Annotated in this window: 12 protein-coding genes and 4 tRNA genes; 3 read left to right on the forward strand and 13 right to left on the reverse strand. The window is 26.3% G+C overall.

Going from position 1 to position 18,644, the window contains the following annotated elements:
• The first annotated feature begins 12 nt into the window (after positions 1-12).
• Positions 13-606, forward strand: coding sequence for a YhgN family NAAT transporter (locus tag BOBLI757_RS02905; RefSeq protein ID WP_046305272.1), 594 nt, complete (start codon positions 13-15; stop codon positions 604-606).
• A gap of 68 nt (positions 607-674) precedes the next feature.
• Here the strand turns inward: BOBLI757_RS02905 and yigL are convergent, their stop codons facing one another.
• From yigL to dapF, 5 genes are all read right to left on the reverse strand, one after another.
• Positions 675-1,493, reverse strand: coding sequence for a sugar/pyridoxal phosphate phosphatase YigL (gene yigL / locus BOBLI757_RS02910; protein ID WP_046305273.1), 819 nt, complete (start codon positions 1,491-1,493; stop codon positions 675-677).
• Between the two features lie 690 nt (positions 1,494-2,183).
• On the reverse strand, positions 2,184-3,134 hold the full coding sequence (gene corA / locus BOBLI757_RS02915) for a magnesium/cobalt transporter CorA (protein ID WP_046305274.1): 951 nt from the start codon (positions 3,132-3,134) through the stop codon (positions 2,184-2,186).
• Between the two features lie 1,425 nt (positions 3,135-4,559).
• Entirely contained in the window at positions 4,560-4,790 is a 231-nt protein-coding gene (locus BOBLI757_RS02920; protein ID WP_046305275.1) for a hypothetical protein, read from the reverse strand.
• A gap of 1,595 nt (positions 4,791-6,385) precedes the next feature.
• Positions 6,386-6,556 (reverse strand): hypothetical protein, encoded by a 171-nt coding sequence (locus tag BOBLI757_RS03335; RefSeq protein WP_158332971.1) that lies wholly within the window; start codon positions 6,554-6,556, stop codon positions 6,386-6,388.
• A gap of 421 nt (positions 6,557-6,977) precedes the next feature.
• A complete protein-coding gene (dapF, locus tag BOBLI757_RS02925) occupies positions 6,978-7,808 on the reverse strand; it encodes a diaminopimelate epimerase (RefSeq protein ID WP_046305276.1) in 831 nt (276 codons plus the stop codon).
• Between the two features lie 1,489 nt (positions 7,809-9,297).
• Between dapF and hemC the strand changes: the two genes are divergently transcribed.
• The gene (gene hemC / locus BOBLI757_RS02930; RefSeq protein ID WP_046305277.1) at positions 9,298-10,203 is read left to right on the forward strand and encodes a hydroxymethylbilane synthase; all 906 of its coding nucleotides are present in this window, start codon (positions 9,298-9,300) and stop codon (positions 10,201-10,203) included.
• Positions 10,204-10,251: 48 nt separating this feature from the next.
• Complete coding sequence (hemD, locus tag BOBLI757_RS02935) at positions 10,252-10,998, forward strand: uroporphyrinogen-III synthase (RefSeq protein WP_046305278.1); 747 nt, start codon at positions 10,252-10,254, stop codon at positions 10,996-10,998.
• Positions 10,999-11,247: 249 nt separating this feature from the next.
• On the opposite strand, the gene BOBLI757_RS02940 is transcribed toward hemD, so the two are convergent.
• From BOBLI757_RS02940 to ilvD, 8 genes are all read right to left on the reverse strand, one after another.
• Positions 11,248-11,321, reverse strand: a tRNA-Pro gene (locus BOBLI757_RS02940).
• Between the two features lie 87 nt (positions 11,322-11,408).
• A tRNA-Leu gene (locus tag BOBLI757_RS03300) sits at positions 11,409-11,500 on the reverse strand.
• A 45-nt stretch (positions 11,501-11,545) separates the two neighbouring features.
• Positions 11,546-11,621, reverse strand: a tRNA-His gene (locus BOBLI757_RS02945).
• A gap of 93 nt (positions 11,622-11,714) precedes the next feature.
• Positions 11,715-11,789: transfer RNA gene (locus BOBLI757_RS02950), tRNA-Arg, on the reverse strand.
• 570 nt (positions 11,790-12,359) lie between these two features.
• Positions 12,360-13,619 (reverse strand): transcription termination factor Rho, encoded by a 1,260-nt coding sequence (gene rho, locus BOBLI757_RS02955; RefSeq protein ID WP_046305279.1) that lies wholly within the window; start codon positions 13,617-13,619, stop codon positions 12,360-12,362.
• Positions 13,620-13,911: 292 nt separating this feature from the next.
• Complete coding sequence (trxA, locus tag BOBLI757_RS02960) at positions 13,912-14,244, reverse strand: thioredoxin (RefSeq protein WP_046305280.1); 333 nt, start codon at positions 14,242-14,244, stop codon at positions 13,912-13,914.
• 683 nt (positions 14,245-14,927) lie between these two features.
• Positions 14,928-16,400, reverse strand: coding sequence for a ketol-acid reductoisomerase (gene ilvC, locus BOBLI757_RS02965; RefSeq protein ID WP_046305281.1), 1,473 nt, complete (start codon positions 16,398-16,400; stop codon positions 14,928-14,930).
• A 384-nt stretch (positions 16,401-16,784) separates the two neighbouring features.
• Positions 16,785-18,641 carry a dihydroxy-acid dehydratase gene (ilvD, locus tag BOBLI757_RS02970; protein WP_046305282.1) on the reverse strand — a complete coding sequence of 619 codons (1,857 nt, stop codon included), beginning with the start codon at positions 18,639-18,641 and terminating at the stop codon, positions 16,785-16,787.
• Positions 18,642-18,644: the final 3 nt, after the last annotated feature.

The following is an 18,644-nucleotide window of genomic DNA, read 5'->3' on the forward strand; positions in this document are numbered from 1 at the left end:
GATAAAACAATAATGAACGAAATGATATCAGCCACAATTTTGCTATTTTTAATTATGGATCCTATTGGAAATTTACCAATTTTTATGTCAATTTTAAAACATTTAGAACCAAAAAGACGACAAATAATTGTAATTAGAGAAATGCTAATAGCTTTATTATTAATGTTAATTTTTCTATTTGTTGGAGAACATATTTTACTATTTCTCAATTTACACACAGAAACAGTCTCTATTGCAGGTGGCATTATTTTATTTCTCATTGCTATAAAAATGATTTTTCCTACACAAGAAAATAACAATACAGGATTACCATCAGAAGAAGAACCATTTTTAGTACCATTAGCAATTCCTCTAGTTGCTGGTCCATCAATTTTAGCTACTTTATTACTACTATCACATCAATATCCCCATAAAATAAATTTACTCATTGTAGCATTACTAATTGCATGGGGATTATCTATATTAATTTTAATGCTATCTAATGTCTTCTCTCAATTATTAGGTAACAAAGGCATTAATGCATTAGAACGTCTAATGGGATTATTATTAGTAATGATCTCCACTCAAATGCTATTAGACGGCATAAAAGATTATCTTAACACATAAAAAAATAACAAAAAATTACAAACTTTAATCTAAAATTACACTATTAAATAATATGAACCTTTATCGTATTATTCTATACATTCATTCATTAAATACATTGTTTTCAAATAATTAGAAACAGCATCTTCCTCATTACTACCAATCACCTCTAAAAATGGAAGACTATCTTTCAATCGTTGTTGGGCATTACGCATAATACAACCCTTTCCAGACATCTCAAGCATTTCACGATCGTTCATTCCATCTCCAAAAGAAATACAATGTCGTAATTCATAACCTAATAAATTAGCTACTTCTCCTAAAGCATATCCTTTTGATACTCCTCCAGCCATAACTTCCAAACATACAGGCAAAGAAAAACTTACATTTATCAAACCTCCCCAACGTTTATTTAAATATTGCTCTAAATTTAATAAATATTGATAATTATCACTAGTAAAATATACTTTACAAACACCTTTTGCAGATAACATTCCCTGTTGATAAAATTGAGCATTTAAAACAAATTTACCATTAAAAAAATCCCCTTGATTAAATACATTACGATTTATAAACCACTCATCATTACGAAAGATATTGGTAGTAATTTTTGGATCTCGATACACTATATCAAATAATTCTAAAGCTATATTTTCATTTAAATCATGAGCACAAATCAAACTCCCGTTCATATCATACACTCTAGCTCCATTAGAAGTAATCATATAAGCATGAATATCTAAATCATCACATATTTGAACCACATTAATATAATGACGTCCAGTAGCAAAAATAAAATGTATTCCACGATTAATAAGTGACCGTAATATTTGTTTAGTAAAAACACTAACTTGATGATTTGAGGATAACAAAGTACCGTCCAAATCTGAAGCTACAATACAAAACATTAAATAATCAAACCTCTAAATTTTCAAACAATTATTTAATCCATGCAAAATCAATTTAAACTAACTATTAATATTCAATATATTATCAATACAAACTTAAACTTAAAAAATAAAAAATTTTATACAACCGCTAAAATTATAATATAGAAATACCACGTAAACAAAATAAAACATAATAAAACATTACAACACCAACCACTGCAAAAATATATTATATAATTTTACAACACCTGAATATAATTTCACTTACAAAATAATACTGTTACGTACAAAATATTAAATACTAAATAATTATAAAACTGTAACATATCTATCATTTAATAACTAAATTCAAAATTTTACTTACATATCATATAAAATAATGTATCTATTATATAATTATCAAAATAAACAATACAAAATTGTATTAATATATATATAATCCTTTACTAATTCTTAAACAATAATCATCAAAAAAAAATATATTTATCAAAATTACAACATTAACAATACAAACCATCTGATATTCAATTATTTAATTACACACTACTAATCACATTCAAAACAAAACACTATTTATAATAGTAATCGTGTCAATTAAAAAATTAATAGAAAATAAAACACTTATTTAAAATTTAAACTGAAAATAAAATTAAATAAATTACACACTTATAATAATTCAATAATGTATCAATTAAATACTGAGTAAATCTACAACCAATTTTTATGCTTAAAATAAAGATAAGGAAACAAACCTGTCAAAACCATTAAAATAATAGCTCCCGGATAACCAAAAACCCATTTTAATTCAGGCATAAACTCAAAATTCATCCCATAACTAGAAGCTACTAATGTTGGTGGCAAAAAAACTACAGAAAAAATCCTTATAATTCGATTTTGTTCAATATTAATAAAACCCATTGTCGCTTGTATTAAAAAATTAATTTTTTGCAACAATACTTCATTATAAGGCAACAAAAAATCTACATCCCTCAATATCTCACTGGCTTTATCTACCTGAGAAATAGATATTTTTGTTTTACGTACTAAAAAATTAATTGCCCGTTGAGTATCCAACAAACACCACCGCAATTTCCAACCTATTTTTTCTAAATGAGCTAATCTAGAAAAAATAGTATCATATTCTTTGACTTGTTGCCCATTCATAATCAACATACCTAATTTTTCTAAATCACTATAAATACATTCTATACTGTTTGCTAAATGATCTAATTTCACTTCAAATAAATCTAATAATATTCCATAAGCATTACCATCTGTTACAACTCCCACACTGTTTATATACATTTGATAAACATGAAAAATAGGAACATCCCGTTTGCGTAAAGTAAATAATTTACCATTATAAATAACAAATACTACAAATACACTATCAGCGAGACAATTAACATCATTACACAAAAAGAAAGAACAAATATAAAACATATTATCATCTTTAAAAAATTTATTATTACTAATAATCGTTTCTAATTTAAACAAATTAACCAAATTATTACCTAATTCTTTTCTTATTAAACAATATTCCTCTTCATTAGGTTCAACCACATCTATCCAAACAGCTCTATTTAAAGCCGAAGGCTCGCCTACTACATCAATAACGCGAGTAAGTTGATTATTTTTTAACTTAAATACATTAAGCATAACCACTGCTTCCCTAGCGATAATAACCAAGAAACACATTAGATAACTACAATCAAAAATGAAAATATCAAAATACAAAACTCGAACCAACACAAATACAAGTTATATATATAATATATCTAACACATCCATTCATAATAAATAAAATAATCAATACAATACTATATTCTCTAAATGATTAAATCTATCTAAATTATTAAATACTTAAACAATACTAATACTTATAAAATAAATTCCTTTAAAATAAAATATATATATTTATGTCATAACCATAACAATACTCATTATAAATAAACTAAAATACAATATTTCAGTATAATAAAATTATTATGATACTTACATGTATCATTATTATAAACCATCACCAAAACCCTATTTTTACTAATTTATAAATAAAATTTCAACTAAATATTATCATACAAGTCCATGATAACCAACTATCACATACTTTAATACCCATAATACTAATAAATTTAAAATAAAAATTTTAATATTTTAAAACAAAGTTAATACAATATTTATAACTGATATCATCTTAAAAAATTTTTATAATTTAACAACAAAAAATCAAAAACCAACAGATTCAATACATTTTTTTAACAACTCATAAACAAAACGTGATACTGTACATACAATATCCTAACCATACACACATAAACAACGTTTACATAACTAATTATTAATGTATATACATAATACAAACAATACCAATATAAGCTAAGCTGCTTTCTTATTCTATCTTTTATTATTTCTAATAAAGACACGTTATCAGAAAAATACCTTGCTCTATTCCAACAATAAATACTTGTAAGAATTTCCAATCCTTTAAAACACACAAAATTATCAAATTAACAGCAACACTTTCACTAGAAGAATAAGTGAATACTTAACATCCCCAATTACTATAATTCTCTAACAAATAATGTAATACAAAAATCTGTAAAAGTTCAATACCATTCATGTCTTTATTAAAACACATCTTACATTGCTAATTAAACATCAACATTTCATTAAGATATTTAATTTTGCAAATTATTACCTTTTGCGTCTGATAATAACAACCATAAACCAGTACGTCTAAGAACAAAATCTTCTTTTAATTAAAAAAGACAATTGTTTAATTATCTTCAAATAAATTATCAATCATTTTTATAAAATCCCATAATAAGACAATAACTTTATTTTTTTAATAACCTATATCTTAATAAAAATTTAATACTTTGCCATAATGTCAACTAACTAGAATTAGCTATATTATAAATAAATTTAAAATAAATTTTCCTATACCTCTAGAGAATACATTAACAATTCTTACATAAATAACATTATTATGTTTATTAATAATCAAACAAAAACATACTAATATATTTTTAATGTTTTGATGATCACAACACCTAAATCCATCATATATATCTATATAATATTTTACTTTGCAATCAAATCCTTTCTAACATACAAAACTGAACATTTTCGATATAAAATAACATAATAATATAATTCACATCCCTTGTTTTTACCAAATTTTATACAATTAACTACAAAACATGCTTTATCTAATTCATCACAAACTCTATATAACAAAATACCCTTAACATGACACCCTTGACGTCCCATAATTTCTAACAAAACGGCACTGATTATGAATAAATAACACATTAGCTATTTTTAAAATATTATCAGTAAATCAATAATTTTGTTCTAAACGAATAACACTTATTAACAAAAAAAACATCAACAAATTTATTAACATTACTAACCTATGCTCCACGCCAACTATAACCTAATTGATCATCATCACCAACAATCATAATACGATTTATTTTACCTAATGATAAACATAAATAGCATACTGTACTTTATCAATATCCTGACACTGATCTGCTAAATGTTAATAAAATGTTCTCAATAATAAAATAAAAAATTTAGCTGATTTTGACCATAAAATTACATTAAATAACATAATAATATATCAAAAATCTAACATACCAGAACGATCATGAATATTTTGACACATTTTATAAATATTCGATAATATCATTTAAAATTTACTAATACAATTATCTATATGACAAAGAAGTAAACCCTCAATCTATTTGAAACTATTATAATTTATCACTTCACTACATTGCGTTTTTTATCTAATCCAAAATGACAAATGAATTCTATTAATAAACGTTTTAAATTACTTTAATCTATAACTTGAAAATTTTGCGATAAATTTATATCCGAATAATATATTTGTAATAACTAATAAACTAAAACTATGCAATGTATTAACCTACATACCTTTTGATCATTACCCATTATATTCTCTATACAGCTCTTCATCTTACAAGATGCTTTATCAATAACAACAACTACCGTTAATTCAAAATTTAAGAAAGTAAATAATTATTAACAATTCTTAACCAAACCAAACAACCTAATACATTAATTAATATCCGAATTTTACCACTACCAGCACCCACTGAAACCAATATTCTACTATCCTTTATAACAACAACTTAATACTATTTTACATCGACAATATGCAATACATTTCAAATATCCATTAATACCTTTATCTTATTCATTCTAATAAAATAATTTTTCCCAATAAAAATTAACCTATTATTAATAAATAATGAATCACTCCTGAACCAAGAAATAATGCCGTCAAAAAAAATAATTTTGCACTTTCTACATGAAATATATAATTTTTATTAAAAATATAATAATGTGATTACTATCATACTCATTAATCCAACAAGCTTGCATACCACTGTTTATTAGCTACATACCCATCTGTAATTAAATTATTACCTACATGTAAAATATTTATTCCTACAGAATATACCCAACTTTTTGACGACATATACTACAAATCCTGATAAGATTTAGCACAACCATCAATGCCCACTCATAAAATATAACTAAAATATTTATCTAAACCACATATAACTAAATGGACATTGATGTAATAACTACTAAAGGCCATTCATCACTTAATTTACTCAATATAATATGATGGTCAATAAATACATAAAACTACTACAACAAGAAATAAATATTTCCATTGCACCATCAAAACCTGTATCAGTTTCATTATAACTACAACCAATCATCTATATATATATAAAAACTGATTTAACTACTCTACAACGCCAATGAATCACAACATCATGATAAATATCCTATTCAAATTGAAGCAAAACATAACGTAACTTTTGATAAGCTTTCACTTCCCACCTACATCCACCAGAATAATCATTCTACAAAAATAAAAATAATTTAAGTTCAACCTGTGATATCACTAGACTAGTATCATAAAAAATATCATCGAAATCAAAAATTAACGCATATACAGGATGTAATACTCGATACAACGCATCACTAAAATACTCTCCAACTATTGATAACAAATAAAATAAAAAATCACACATATTACATCAAAATCTTAATAACATAAACTTACATGTATAAAAAATAAAAGTGTAATTGTATCATTACTAAAGACATTAATCATGCTGTCATAATAAAAACTAAAATAATATTTTTCAATATAAACACTTTTATCATTATAATAATTTTATATCAACAATTATGATCATAACTTATTTTACTAATAAATATATTTATATATAACTTACAATTTTATAAAACTTAATATATAAAATAAAAACAACTTTAAAATTATATCTCACTAACAATATATCCCTTAATACTGAAATCATAATATAATACAATCATGAATACTAACTGTTACTTAAATAATAAAATACGCAAAAATGTTACAAAAATAAAATTCAATTTAACTATTTTCGATCATGCTACAATACATTATAACAACATACATATTTTTTTTTAAAAATTAATATAACCATCATAAACATGAGTTGCCGGTCCAGACATATACAAATCATGTCCAGATCCTTTCCAATCAACCCATAACGAACCACCTAGAAGCTCTACCTTAACTCTTTCAGATAATAACCCTTGTTTAACTCCCACAGCAACAGCTGCACATGCTGCACTACCACAAGAACGCGTTTCACCTACACCTCTTTCATATACTCTTAAACGAATATATGCACAATTAATAATTTGCATAAAACCAACATTAGCCTCTTCAGGAAAGCTAAAATGTTTTGATAATAACAAACCAAAACTTCCAACCTCAACAATATCAACATCTTTCACTATAATCACACAATGAGGGTTACCAATAGATACAACACTACAACGAACTGATTTTTCTTTTTCCGCAATATACAAAACATAACTATTTGCTACCCGCAAAGATTTAAATGGAATTTGTTCAGGACGAAAATCTGGTTCACCCATATTAACTCTTATATAATCATCCTCAATAACAAATATTGTCATGCATTTTACTCTAGTGCTTACACGAATTATACGTTTACAAGTTAATTTTTTCATCCTAACAAAATAAGCAAAACAACGAACTCCATTACCACACTGATTAACTTCTCGTCCATCAGCATTAAAAATACGATAATAAAAATCAACTTTTGGATTTTTAGATGATTCTACTATCAGTAACTGATCAAAACCTATCCCATAATATCTATTCGATAAATAACGCACACTTTCTGCTGTTAAAATAACATTTTGAGTTATTCCATCTATAACCACAAAATCATTACCTAACCCATGCATTTTAGAAAACTGCATTTTAACTCCTAACAATCTATAAATATTATAAATAAATATTTAATATTTATATATACATGTATATATTTTACATAAGTAATCTCCAAAAAAAATTAAAATCCAGTCATGAACATTTCTTACTATATAAAATTTTAACGACATACTTAACATATTTAATATATAATATATATATAATTAATAAAATAATTACTAAAAATAATTAAAATACTTAAATAAGATAACTAATAAAATTAAAATAAATATAAAACAATAAAATATAATATCTAATTTAATTTATATTAACTAATAATAATAATATATATTTTATACAATATATAATTAACAATAAAATATTAAAAGAACAAACTAAGTAAAACTCATTACATCACAAATATATTTTAAATTAAACATAAACCATTAAAAAATTATTATACTTAAATAAACATTTCAAATAAAATCTATACTAATAATATTAAATTAAACAATTACCCCTATGATTATTGAATAATTAATTATCATCACCAATAATATAACAATCAAACATTGCATATCAAAAAAATAACAACTTAAAACATAAACAATTATTAAATATATAAAATGCTACTATATACCACACATGATATATTTAAAGTAAACAACCATTGTATAAATCTACAAGTATAATTTAAACAAAAGTCAACTATATAATTAAAATAACCAAAAAAAATCATATTTCAATACAATTTTGCTTAAAAATTTTTATAAACTTTTAAAATAAAACACCATATCATAAAATTTATACTTACTATAACATCTATTAAATAAATAATTTTTATTCAAAATAAATCACAAAAACAAAAATAAATTATTCACAAATATAAATAAACGTATAAATTAACAATAAAATACACATTTTTACACAATGCAAACATAAATTATTTATCCCTAAAATAATATTTTTTGACACAATATTATACTATTATTACAATACAACAATTATTTCTTTAAATAATTTAAATATTAAAATTAAATTATATTTCTTTAATGTACATAAATAACATTAAGTAAAAACATACCAAATAATTAAAAACTATATATTTTCATAACAACAACAAAACACATCTAAATATTATAATTAATATTAATCATTAAAACAATTTTAATCAAATATATGATCAATCACTAAAAATAACACAACATATACATATCAATATCCTATAATTCATTCCATATAATTAATTTATAAATTTAATTTTATTACAATCTTTTAATAAAAATATAAAATTTACCTAATTCATACTATATTTAATTCATATATTTTACTAAAATATTAAAATTACATTATAAAATTATCTAAATTAACTAAAATAAAAAAACATAAAGATCCATTTACTAAATATAAATAAGACATAAACTATAATAATTACCTATAACTTTTTATTCTCAATTAACATAATAAATCACCATTTTTTTAACTTATAAAATATAATTATTACCATTAAAATTTTAAATAATCATATAAAACATAAGTATGCATACAAAAACGTTGAAAATAGCTACACGTAGCAGTCCTTTAGCACTCTGTCAAACACATTACGTATGTAACGAATTACGACGATATCATCCTGATATACAAATAGAACTAATTCCAATAATCACAACGGGTGATACCATGTTAGACATCAAATTAGAAAAAATCGATAAAAAAGGATTATTTATCAAAGAACTTGAATATGCATTACTACATTATCATGCTGATATAGCAGTACACTCAATGAAAGATATGAGTATTCACTTTCCTAAAGGACTTGGACTAGCAGTAATATGCGAAAGAAATGATCCACGAGATGCTTTCGTTAGCCTTCGATATTCTAATATTGACTCTCTCCCTAATGGAGCAATAGTAGGCACTTCAAGTTTACGACGTCAATGCCAACTACACGAACGTCGCCCAGATTTACAAATAAATAATATAAGAGGTAACGTCAATACTAGATTAAAAAAATTAAATACAGGACAATATGATGCATTAATTTTAGCAACAGCAGGACTAAAACGCTTATCATTAGATAATTATATTCGTATGTCCATTGACCCAGCAGATTCCTTACCCGCCATGGGACAAGGGGCATTAGGTATAGAATATCGATTAAAAGATAATGAAACTTTATCATTACTCAAACCATTACATCACCAAAATACCGCGATTTGTATAGAAATAGAACGTGATATTAACAAAAGACTACAAAGTAATTGCCAATCATCAATTGCAAGCTATGCTGAAATTAAAAACAATAATCAATTATGGCTCAGAGCATTAATTAACTCAACACAACAAAATAAAATAATTCGTAGTGAAGGCATTTCACTAATCAATGATGCAAAACAATTAAGTATAAAAGTAGCTGAAGATTTACTAATTCGTAGTAAATCATAAATTAAATCAAAACACTAATAAAACAACTAAATTTATCAATAATAAAAAATGAACATTTTAGTAACTAGACCATCTCCGGCAGGAGAAGAACTTGTTTTTCAATTAACCTCTCACGGCAAAAAAGCATGGCATTTACCATTAATCACTTGTTATCCCAGTAAACATTTAATGTCATTAACAACTAAATTAAATCATCTTTCTGCAGGAGATTTGTTATTTACTATTTCACAACATGCAATTAATTATGCTAACTCATGGTTGAAAATTTCAGGAACAATTTGGCCATCAACACTAAACTATTACTCTATAGGCCGTAGTAGCGGATTACTAATGAACAAACTCACTGGGTGTTTTATTAATTTTCCCAAAAAAAACGAAACTAGTGAAGAATTATTACAATTACCATCATTAAATCACATAAACGGCAAACGCATATTAATTTTAAATAGCAAAAACGGAAGAAATATATTAGAAAAAACTCTAAAAAAAAAAGGAGGACAAGTAGATGTTTGCGAATGTTATTATAGAAATCCAATAAATTATAATGGAGAAGAACAAGCTCACCGTATAATTAAACTAGGTATCAACACACTGGTAATTACTAGTGGAGAAATGTTACAACAATTATATTATCTACTTCCAAAAAAATATCATACATCCTGGTTATTAAAATGTAAATTAATAGTAGTTAGTAAACGTTTAGCGCTACAAGGCTATCAATTAGGATGGCAAGATATTCTTATAACAAAACAGGCTAACAACACCTCTTTATTAAAAACAATACTCAAAATATAAAATATTATAAACGATAGTGCAATCAAAATTTTGTAACAAAATTAATTTAAATATTAATTTGTAAATATCGCAAAATAAAACAAACAAAATATTGCTACATATTCATACAATTGATCATATACATTATCTTGATAAGCTGATAAAACATATTAATGATAAATATTTTTACTTAAATAACTCTTATTTACATCAATAAAACAACCATTTCTTAAATCCTTTTAAATAATCAATATAATTAACATACAAAAATCGGCGAGAGAGGATTTGAACCCCCGACCAACTGGTCCCAAACCAGCTGCGCTACCAAACTGCGCTACTCGCCGAAAATCACACCTAAATCAAATTTATTACATTTTAGCATTTTCATAAATATTAACTAAAATCAATTATATTTTTAAAATAATAAACAATGCGAAGAGAGGGAATTGAACCCTCACGTTTATTTTATCAAAAACACTAACACCTGAAATTAGCGCGTCTACCAAACTTCCGCCATCTTCGCTACATCAAATCTCAACAAAATAAAACATAATTCAATATAATATTATGGGGTGACTGATGGGAATCGAACCCACGACAGCTGGATCCACAATCCAGAGCTCTACCAACTGAGCTACAATCACCATAGTATAATACTAAATATACAAAAAAATAAATACGCAACTTACTTCATTGTATAATAAAATTTATAATTAATCACGAAATAATTACTATTACGCGCTCGACAGGATTCGAACCTGAACTCTCTGCCTTCGGAAGACAACGCTCTATCCATTTTGAGCTACGAGCGCATAAAAGCCTTCATATATAAAACACAAATAATAATCGTTACAAATAATCCTTCACATCACATTTTAAACAATATAACAACTATGTGAATATAATCTTCTATCAATTGAATAAAAATAATAAACGGAAAAAAATTACCATATCTAATACATAACTTTAAAAAAATCAGAGTATACCATCCATATATTTTATACAATAAACATACATAATATATTTGTAACAATCTAATATAATAAAATTTATAAAATATAAAAAACAGATTTAATAACATTAATGTTTATATTTTATTAATTAAATATAATAATATCATTACACATAAAAATTATTACATTTTTACATATAATCACCCATATGTTAAATAATTAATAAATAAACTAAAACATAAACTGTATAAAATATACAACTTCTATATAATATACTAAATAAACAATTGAAAAATTACTTACACTACAAAAATACACGAGATATCCAAATACAAACAAATATCATTCAAAAATAATATTCAAAATAACACGATTAATTAACAACAAAAATGGTTATATTATAAATAACTTAATAATAAAACAACCATTTTAAGAACGTCGCATCATATCAAAAAATTCATCATTGGTTCGAGTCATTGACAATTTACTCATCATAAATTCCATAGCATCTATCTCACCCATAGGGTGAATGATTTTACGTAAAATCCATATTTTTTGTAATTCATCTTGAGTAGTAAGTAATTCCTCTTTACGAGTGCCAGAACGATTATAATCAATGGCTGGAAAAACACGCTTTTCAGCAATTCTTCTAGATAAATGTAATTCCATATTACCAGTACCTTTAAATTCCTCATAAATCACTTCATCCATTTTTGAACCAGTATCGATTAAAGCAGTGGCAATAATGGTTAAACTACCTCCTTCTTCCATATTACGTGCAGCACCAAAAAATCTTTTTGGACGCTGTAACGCATTAGCATCTACACCGCCAGTCAAAACTTTTCCGGAAGCTGGAACAACTGTATTATAAGCACGCGCTAACCGAGTAATAGAATCTAATAAAATGATAACATCTTTCTTATGTTCCACTAAACGTTTTGCTTTCTCAACAACCATTTCAGCAACCTGTATATGACGAGAAGCTGGTTCATCAAATGTAGACGCAATAACTTCTCCTTTAACTAATCTTTGCATTTCTGTCACTTCTTCAGGACGTTCATCAATTAATAAAACTATAAGTACACATTCTGAGTGGTTGTAGGCAATACTTTGTGCAATATTCTGTAATAATATTGTTTTTCCCGCTTTTGGTGGCGCTACGATTAAACCACGTTGACCACGACCTATAGGTGAAGCCAAATCTAATACTCTAGCAGTTAAATCTTCTGTAGAACCATTACCTCGTTCCATGCGTAAACGCGAATTAGCATGTAAGGGTGTCAAATTTTCAAATAAAATTTTATTACGAGAACTTTCTGGTTTATCATAATTAACATCATTTACTTTAAGCAACGCAAAATAACGTTCACCTTCCTTAGGAGGTCTAATTTTACCTGAAATAGTATCACCTGTCCTTAAATTAAAACGACGTATCTGACTAGGCGATACATAAATATCATCAGGACCAGCTAAATATGAACTATCACTAGAACGAAGAAAACCGAAACCATCTTGTAAAATTTCTAATACACCATCACCAAAAATATTTTCACCACTTTTAGAATGTTGCTTAAGAATAGCAAAAATAATGTCTTGTTTTCGCATACGAGCCAAATTTTCTAAGCCCATATTCTCTCCTAAAATAATCAACTCAGCAACCGAGATATTTTTTAATTCGGTAAGATTCATAATGACGAATTCTTCAACTAGAAATGTTCTTTGGTATAACTTAAACTAAACACACAAATAACGATCAATTTGATATACAATATTCACAAAAACCACACAAAACTAATGTTTTTAAAAATGAAAACAAATAATATTGAATTATATATCAAAACTACAAAATATTTACGAATTCATCGTAACACAATTTTTAATTTACGTCTATAAATCTCCCACTAAGTATATTTATTTCCCTGTTATTAATTACTATTCAGTAATCAAAATAAACAAACAACTCAATCAATAAAACAATAATCTACAAATAAGAACTCAAAAATTCTTTCAATTGTTTTTTAGATAACACACCAACTTTCGTAGCTAATACCTTACTTCCTTTAAATAATAACAAAGTCGGAATACTACGAATTTCATATTTTTTAGTAACTATAGGATTTTCATCAATATTAAGTTTAGCAACAATTACATTACAATTATTCTCACTTAACATCTCATCTAAAACTAATGAAAGCACTTTACAAGGATTGCACCACTCTGCCCAGAAATCAACTAATAATAAGCCATTACTTGTTAATTCTATTATTTTATCCTCAAACATATCATCATTCAAATTAATAATTTTACTATTCATATCTAAACTCCACAACACAATTATTAATTGATAAAATATAACAAAAGTACATTACTATATATAAATTTATCAATCTTAAACTAAACCAATAAAAAACAAAACTTACAACCTTCCATACAAACAAACTTACTATTAATTTAAACATATTTACTAAATCAAACAATAACTACAATATAAAACTTACCTATTATATTTAGTTTAAATAAAAAATTAAATACAACCACACAAAATAAATATATATTTTAATATATTCAACCAAACACTTATCTATATGAGTCACACATAATACTAATCCAATACGATATATCAAGACACAAACTAAATGACCCAACATTTTTAACAAAAATAAAATCTCAGTTTATCTTCACATAATATTACACACCATCACAACATATTATTCATCTAATGATGAAATACCATTACCATGTACTATATTACTTAATTTTATCTAATTTTATCAAAAATGCACTAATCAACAACGACATCTATTTAATAATACTACTAAATACACTAATTAAAATATCAAAAGATTAAAATACACAAAAAAATCAATTTTTTTCAGCAATTTCTATAACAGAATAATAACAAAAACAACTTAACCAACACTATCAAAATGTAAAACAACACACAATATAAGATAATACAATATCATTGTATGATACTGTATCTAATAAAATAAGTTATTATTTTGTAATATCTTTCATATTTGTCATATAAGAACGTAATTGAACACCAATTTTTTCAATAGGATGTTGACAAATGGCATAATTGACATCACGTAACTGAAGATTATCTATCTCTTGTTCAATAATTGAACAACCCAAATCTCCTTTTTTTAAGCACGATACAAAATTTTCCTTTAATAAAGGCATCAAGGCATTAGTAAATAAATAACTACCATATTCAGCTGTATCAGAAATAATTTTATTCATTTCATATAATCTTTTACGAGCAATAGTATTTGCAATTAATGGCAACTCATGTAACGATTCATAATAAGCTGATTTTGGATCAATACCAACCCTAACCATAGTTTCAAATGACAACTCTATACCAGACTTCAATAAAGCAATCATCAATATACCATGATCAAAATATACTTGATTAGCAAACTTTTCAACACAGCAAGATACATTTTCAAATGCAGTACAACCAATCTTCTCACGACAATTTAATAAATATTTATCACCACATTCCCAATCTAACATTAATCTCTGAGAAAAGCTACCAGTAAGAATATCATCCATATGATTTTCAAACAAAGGTCGCATCAATTTTTTTAATTTATTTGATAAAATATAAGCACGTAATTTAGCAGTATTAGATAACCTATCCATCATTAGTGTAAGACCGCCATGTTTTAAGGATTCAGCAATTACTTCCCAACCAAATTGAACTAATCCTGCTGCATATAAAGAATTAATTCCATTAGCAATCATTAAATCAAATGACAACAACGATCCGACTTGCAATAAACCACATAAAATAGTTTGTTCTCCCATTAAATCTGACTTAACTTCTGCTATAAATGATGATTCTAACACTCCAGCACGATTACTACCCAATGATGCCGCCCATCCTTTAGCAAAATCTAAACCTCTATTCTGTAAATCATTTTCTAAATGAACCGCAATTAACGTTGGAACACCAAAACCTCTTTTATATTCTTCACGAACTTCACTACCGGGAGATTTAGGCGCTACCATAATAACAGTAATATCTGCACGAATTTTTTCACCTACCTCAACAATATTAAATCCATGTGAATAACCCAAAATACTATTATTCTTCATTAATGGATGTATTAATTTAATAACTTGCGAATGTTCTTTATCTGGTGTCAAATTAATTACTAGATCTGCTTCTGGAATAATTTCTTTATAATTTCCAAATCTAAATCCATGTGATTTTGCTGCATACCAAGAATGATTTCTTGTAATAATTGCCTCTTCACGCAAAACATAGACAATATCTAAACCAGAATCTCGCATATTTAAACCCTGATTTAAACCTTGAGCACCACAGCCAACAATGGCTATTTTCTTATTCATTAAAAAATTTATAGTACCATTAAATTCACCAGTATCCATAAAACGACATTTACCTAACTGTTCTATCTTTTGCATAAACGTTAATGTATTAAAATAATTATCCATAAACTCTCCCACTTTATCTGTACCATATTAACTAACAACCAAAATCCTATTTTATTTAAATAACATCACCACACTTAGATAATAAAACAAAAAACAAACAGACAATAAAACAAAACTACTATGATGCTTCAACTAAAAATCATAAAAACATCGTTTATATTTTTTTCTAATTCTGCAATCACTTACTTAAATAAAAATAAAATTATTTTCACTAAATTATCACATTTATACAAAACATGCATTACACCACAACTCATACAATTTATTCATTTCATACAAAATATCTGATAACAACATAAATAAACAAATAAAATATTCACAACAATGTTCAAAATAAGCATTCTAAGTATAATAAATTTATCCTCATGTTTGATCCTATATAAATCAACCATTTAATTTACATTTATCACGAACTGCACCTTTATCTGCACTGGTTACTAAATAAGCATAAGCCTTTAAAGCCAAAGAAATCTGACGATTACGACGCTTACAAGGAGTCCACGCCTGATTGCCACGCAATAATTCTGCCTGATAACGTCTTTCTAATTCTTTAGATGATATATTTAATGTAATAGTACGATGTATAATATTAATACTGATAATATCACCATTACAAACCAACCCAATTAATCCTCCACTAGCAGCCTCAGGTGAAATATGACCTATAGATAAACCAGAACTACCACCAGAAAATCGTCCATCAGTAATCAAAGCACAACTTTTATCTAATCGCATAGATTTAAGATATGAAGTTGGATAAAGCATCTCCTGCATACCTGGACCACCTTTTGGTCCTTCATAACGAATAACTACTACATCACCCTTAAATACTTTACCAGCAAGAATATCCTGAACAGCATCTTCTTGACTGTCATAAACTTTTGCAGGACCACTAAATATCTGCAAAGCCTTAACAACTCCAGCTGTCTTTACTATACAACCATCACGAGCAAGATTACCATATAATATTGCTAATCCACCATCTTGATTATATGCATATTCACCAGATCTAATACATCCATTACAACGATCTTGATCTAACGTCAACCACCTACATTCTTGAGAAAATGCTTGAGTAGTCCGTAATCCAGCAGGTGCAGCAAAATACATCTTTGTAACAGAAGAATTATCATTCTGAGCCATAATATCATAATTTTTTAAAGTTTCTAATAAGGATAAACCAAGTATATTATAAACTTCACAATTTAATAACCCGATTCTATTCAATTCTCCTAAAACAGCTAATACACCACCAGCACGATGAAAATCTTCCATAAAAAACTTCTTTGTATTAGGAGCTACTTGACATAAATGTGGAACAATACGAGACAATCTATCAATATCTAACATCGAAAAATCTATTCCACTCTCTTGTGCAGCTGCTAAAAGATGTAATACAGTATTAGTAGAACCACCCATAGCAATATCTAACATCATTGCATTTTCAAATGCATCTTTACTAGCAATATTACGAGGTAAAATAGTGACATCATCATGTTCATAATAACGTTTCGCCAAATTAACAATAAGACTTCCAGCATTTAAAAATAATTGTTTACGATCAATATGAGTTGCCAATAATGAACCATTTCCCGGCTGAGCAAGACCTAATGCCTCAATTAAACAATTCATTGAATTGGCAGTAAACATTCCAGAACAAGAACCACATGTAGGGCAAGCTGATTGCTCAATATATCCACTATCCAAATCTGTAATATTAGGATCAGCTGCATAAGTTATTGCATCAACCAAATTTATTTTCATGGATTTATTTAATAACTTTACATTACCAGATTCCATTGGACCACCTGATACAAAAACAGTTGGAATATTTAAACGCAACGCTGCCATCAACATGCCTGGAGTAATTTTATCACAATTAGAAATACAAACCATAGCATCTACACAATGTGCATTAATCATGTACTCTACTGAATCGGCAATAAGATCTCTAGAAGGTAAAGAATATAACATGCCATCATGACCCATTGCAATACCATCATCTATCGCAATAGTATTAAATTCCTTTGCTACTCCACCACACAATTCGATACGCTCAACAACTAACTTACCAATATCTCGTAAATGAACATGTCCAGGCACAAATTGAGTAAAAGAATTAACTACGGCAATAATCATTTTACCAAAATCATCATCAGTCATCCCCGTAGCTCGCCATAAAGCACGAGATCCTGACATATTACGACCATGAGTAGTCGTAAAAGAACGATATTTAACCACCTA

The sequence above is a fragment of the Blochmannia endosymbiont of Camponotus (Colobopsis) obliquus genome (assembly GCF_000973545.1).
Lineage (GTDB): Bacteria > Pseudomonadota > Gammaproteobacteria > Enterobacterales > Enterobacteriaceae > Blochmanniella.

Bases quoted from the DNA above. Each gene is read 5' to 3' on its own strand.
- BOBLI757_RS02905 (WP_046305272.1), top strand. From the start codon at position 13: ATGAACGAAATGATATCAGCCACAATTTTGCTATTTTTAATTATGGAT.
- yigL (WP_046305273.1), bottom strand. From the start codon at position 1,493: ATGTTTTGTATTGTAGCTTCAGATTTGGACGGTACTTTGTTATCCTCA.
- corA (WP_046305274.1), bottom strand. From the start codon at position 3,134: ATGCTTAATGTATTTAAGTTAAAAAATAATCAACTTACTCGCGTTATT.
- BOBLI757_RS02920 (WP_046305275.1), bottom strand. From the start codon at position 4,790: ATGTGTTATTTATTCATAATCAGTGCCGTTTTGTTAGAAATTATGGGA.
- BOBLI757_RS03335 (WP_158332971.1), bottom strand. From the start codon at position 6,556: ATGTGTGATTTTTTATTTTATTTGTTATCAATAGTTGGAGAGTATTTT.
- dapF (WP_046305276.1), bottom strand. From the start codon at position 7,808: ATGCAGTTTTCTAAAATGCATGGGTTAGGTAATGATTTTGTGGTTATA.
- hemC (WP_046305277.1), top strand. From the start codon at position 9,298: ATGCATACAAAAACGTTGAAAATAGCTACACGTAGCAGTCCTTTAGCA.
- hemD (WP_046305278.1), top strand. From the start codon at position 10,252: ATGAACATTTTAGTAACTAGACCATCTCCGGCAGGAGAAGAACTTGTT.
- rho (WP_046305279.1), bottom strand. From the start codon at position 13,619: ATGAATCTTACCGAATTAAAAAATATCTCGGTTGCTGAGTTGATTATT.
- trxA (WP_046305280.1), bottom strand. From the start codon at position 14,244: ATGAATAGTAAAATTATTAATTTGAATGATGATATGTTTGAGGATAAA.
- ilvC (WP_046305281.1), bottom strand. From the start codon at position 16,400: ATGGATAATTATTTTAATACATTAACGTTTATGCAAAAGATAGAACAG.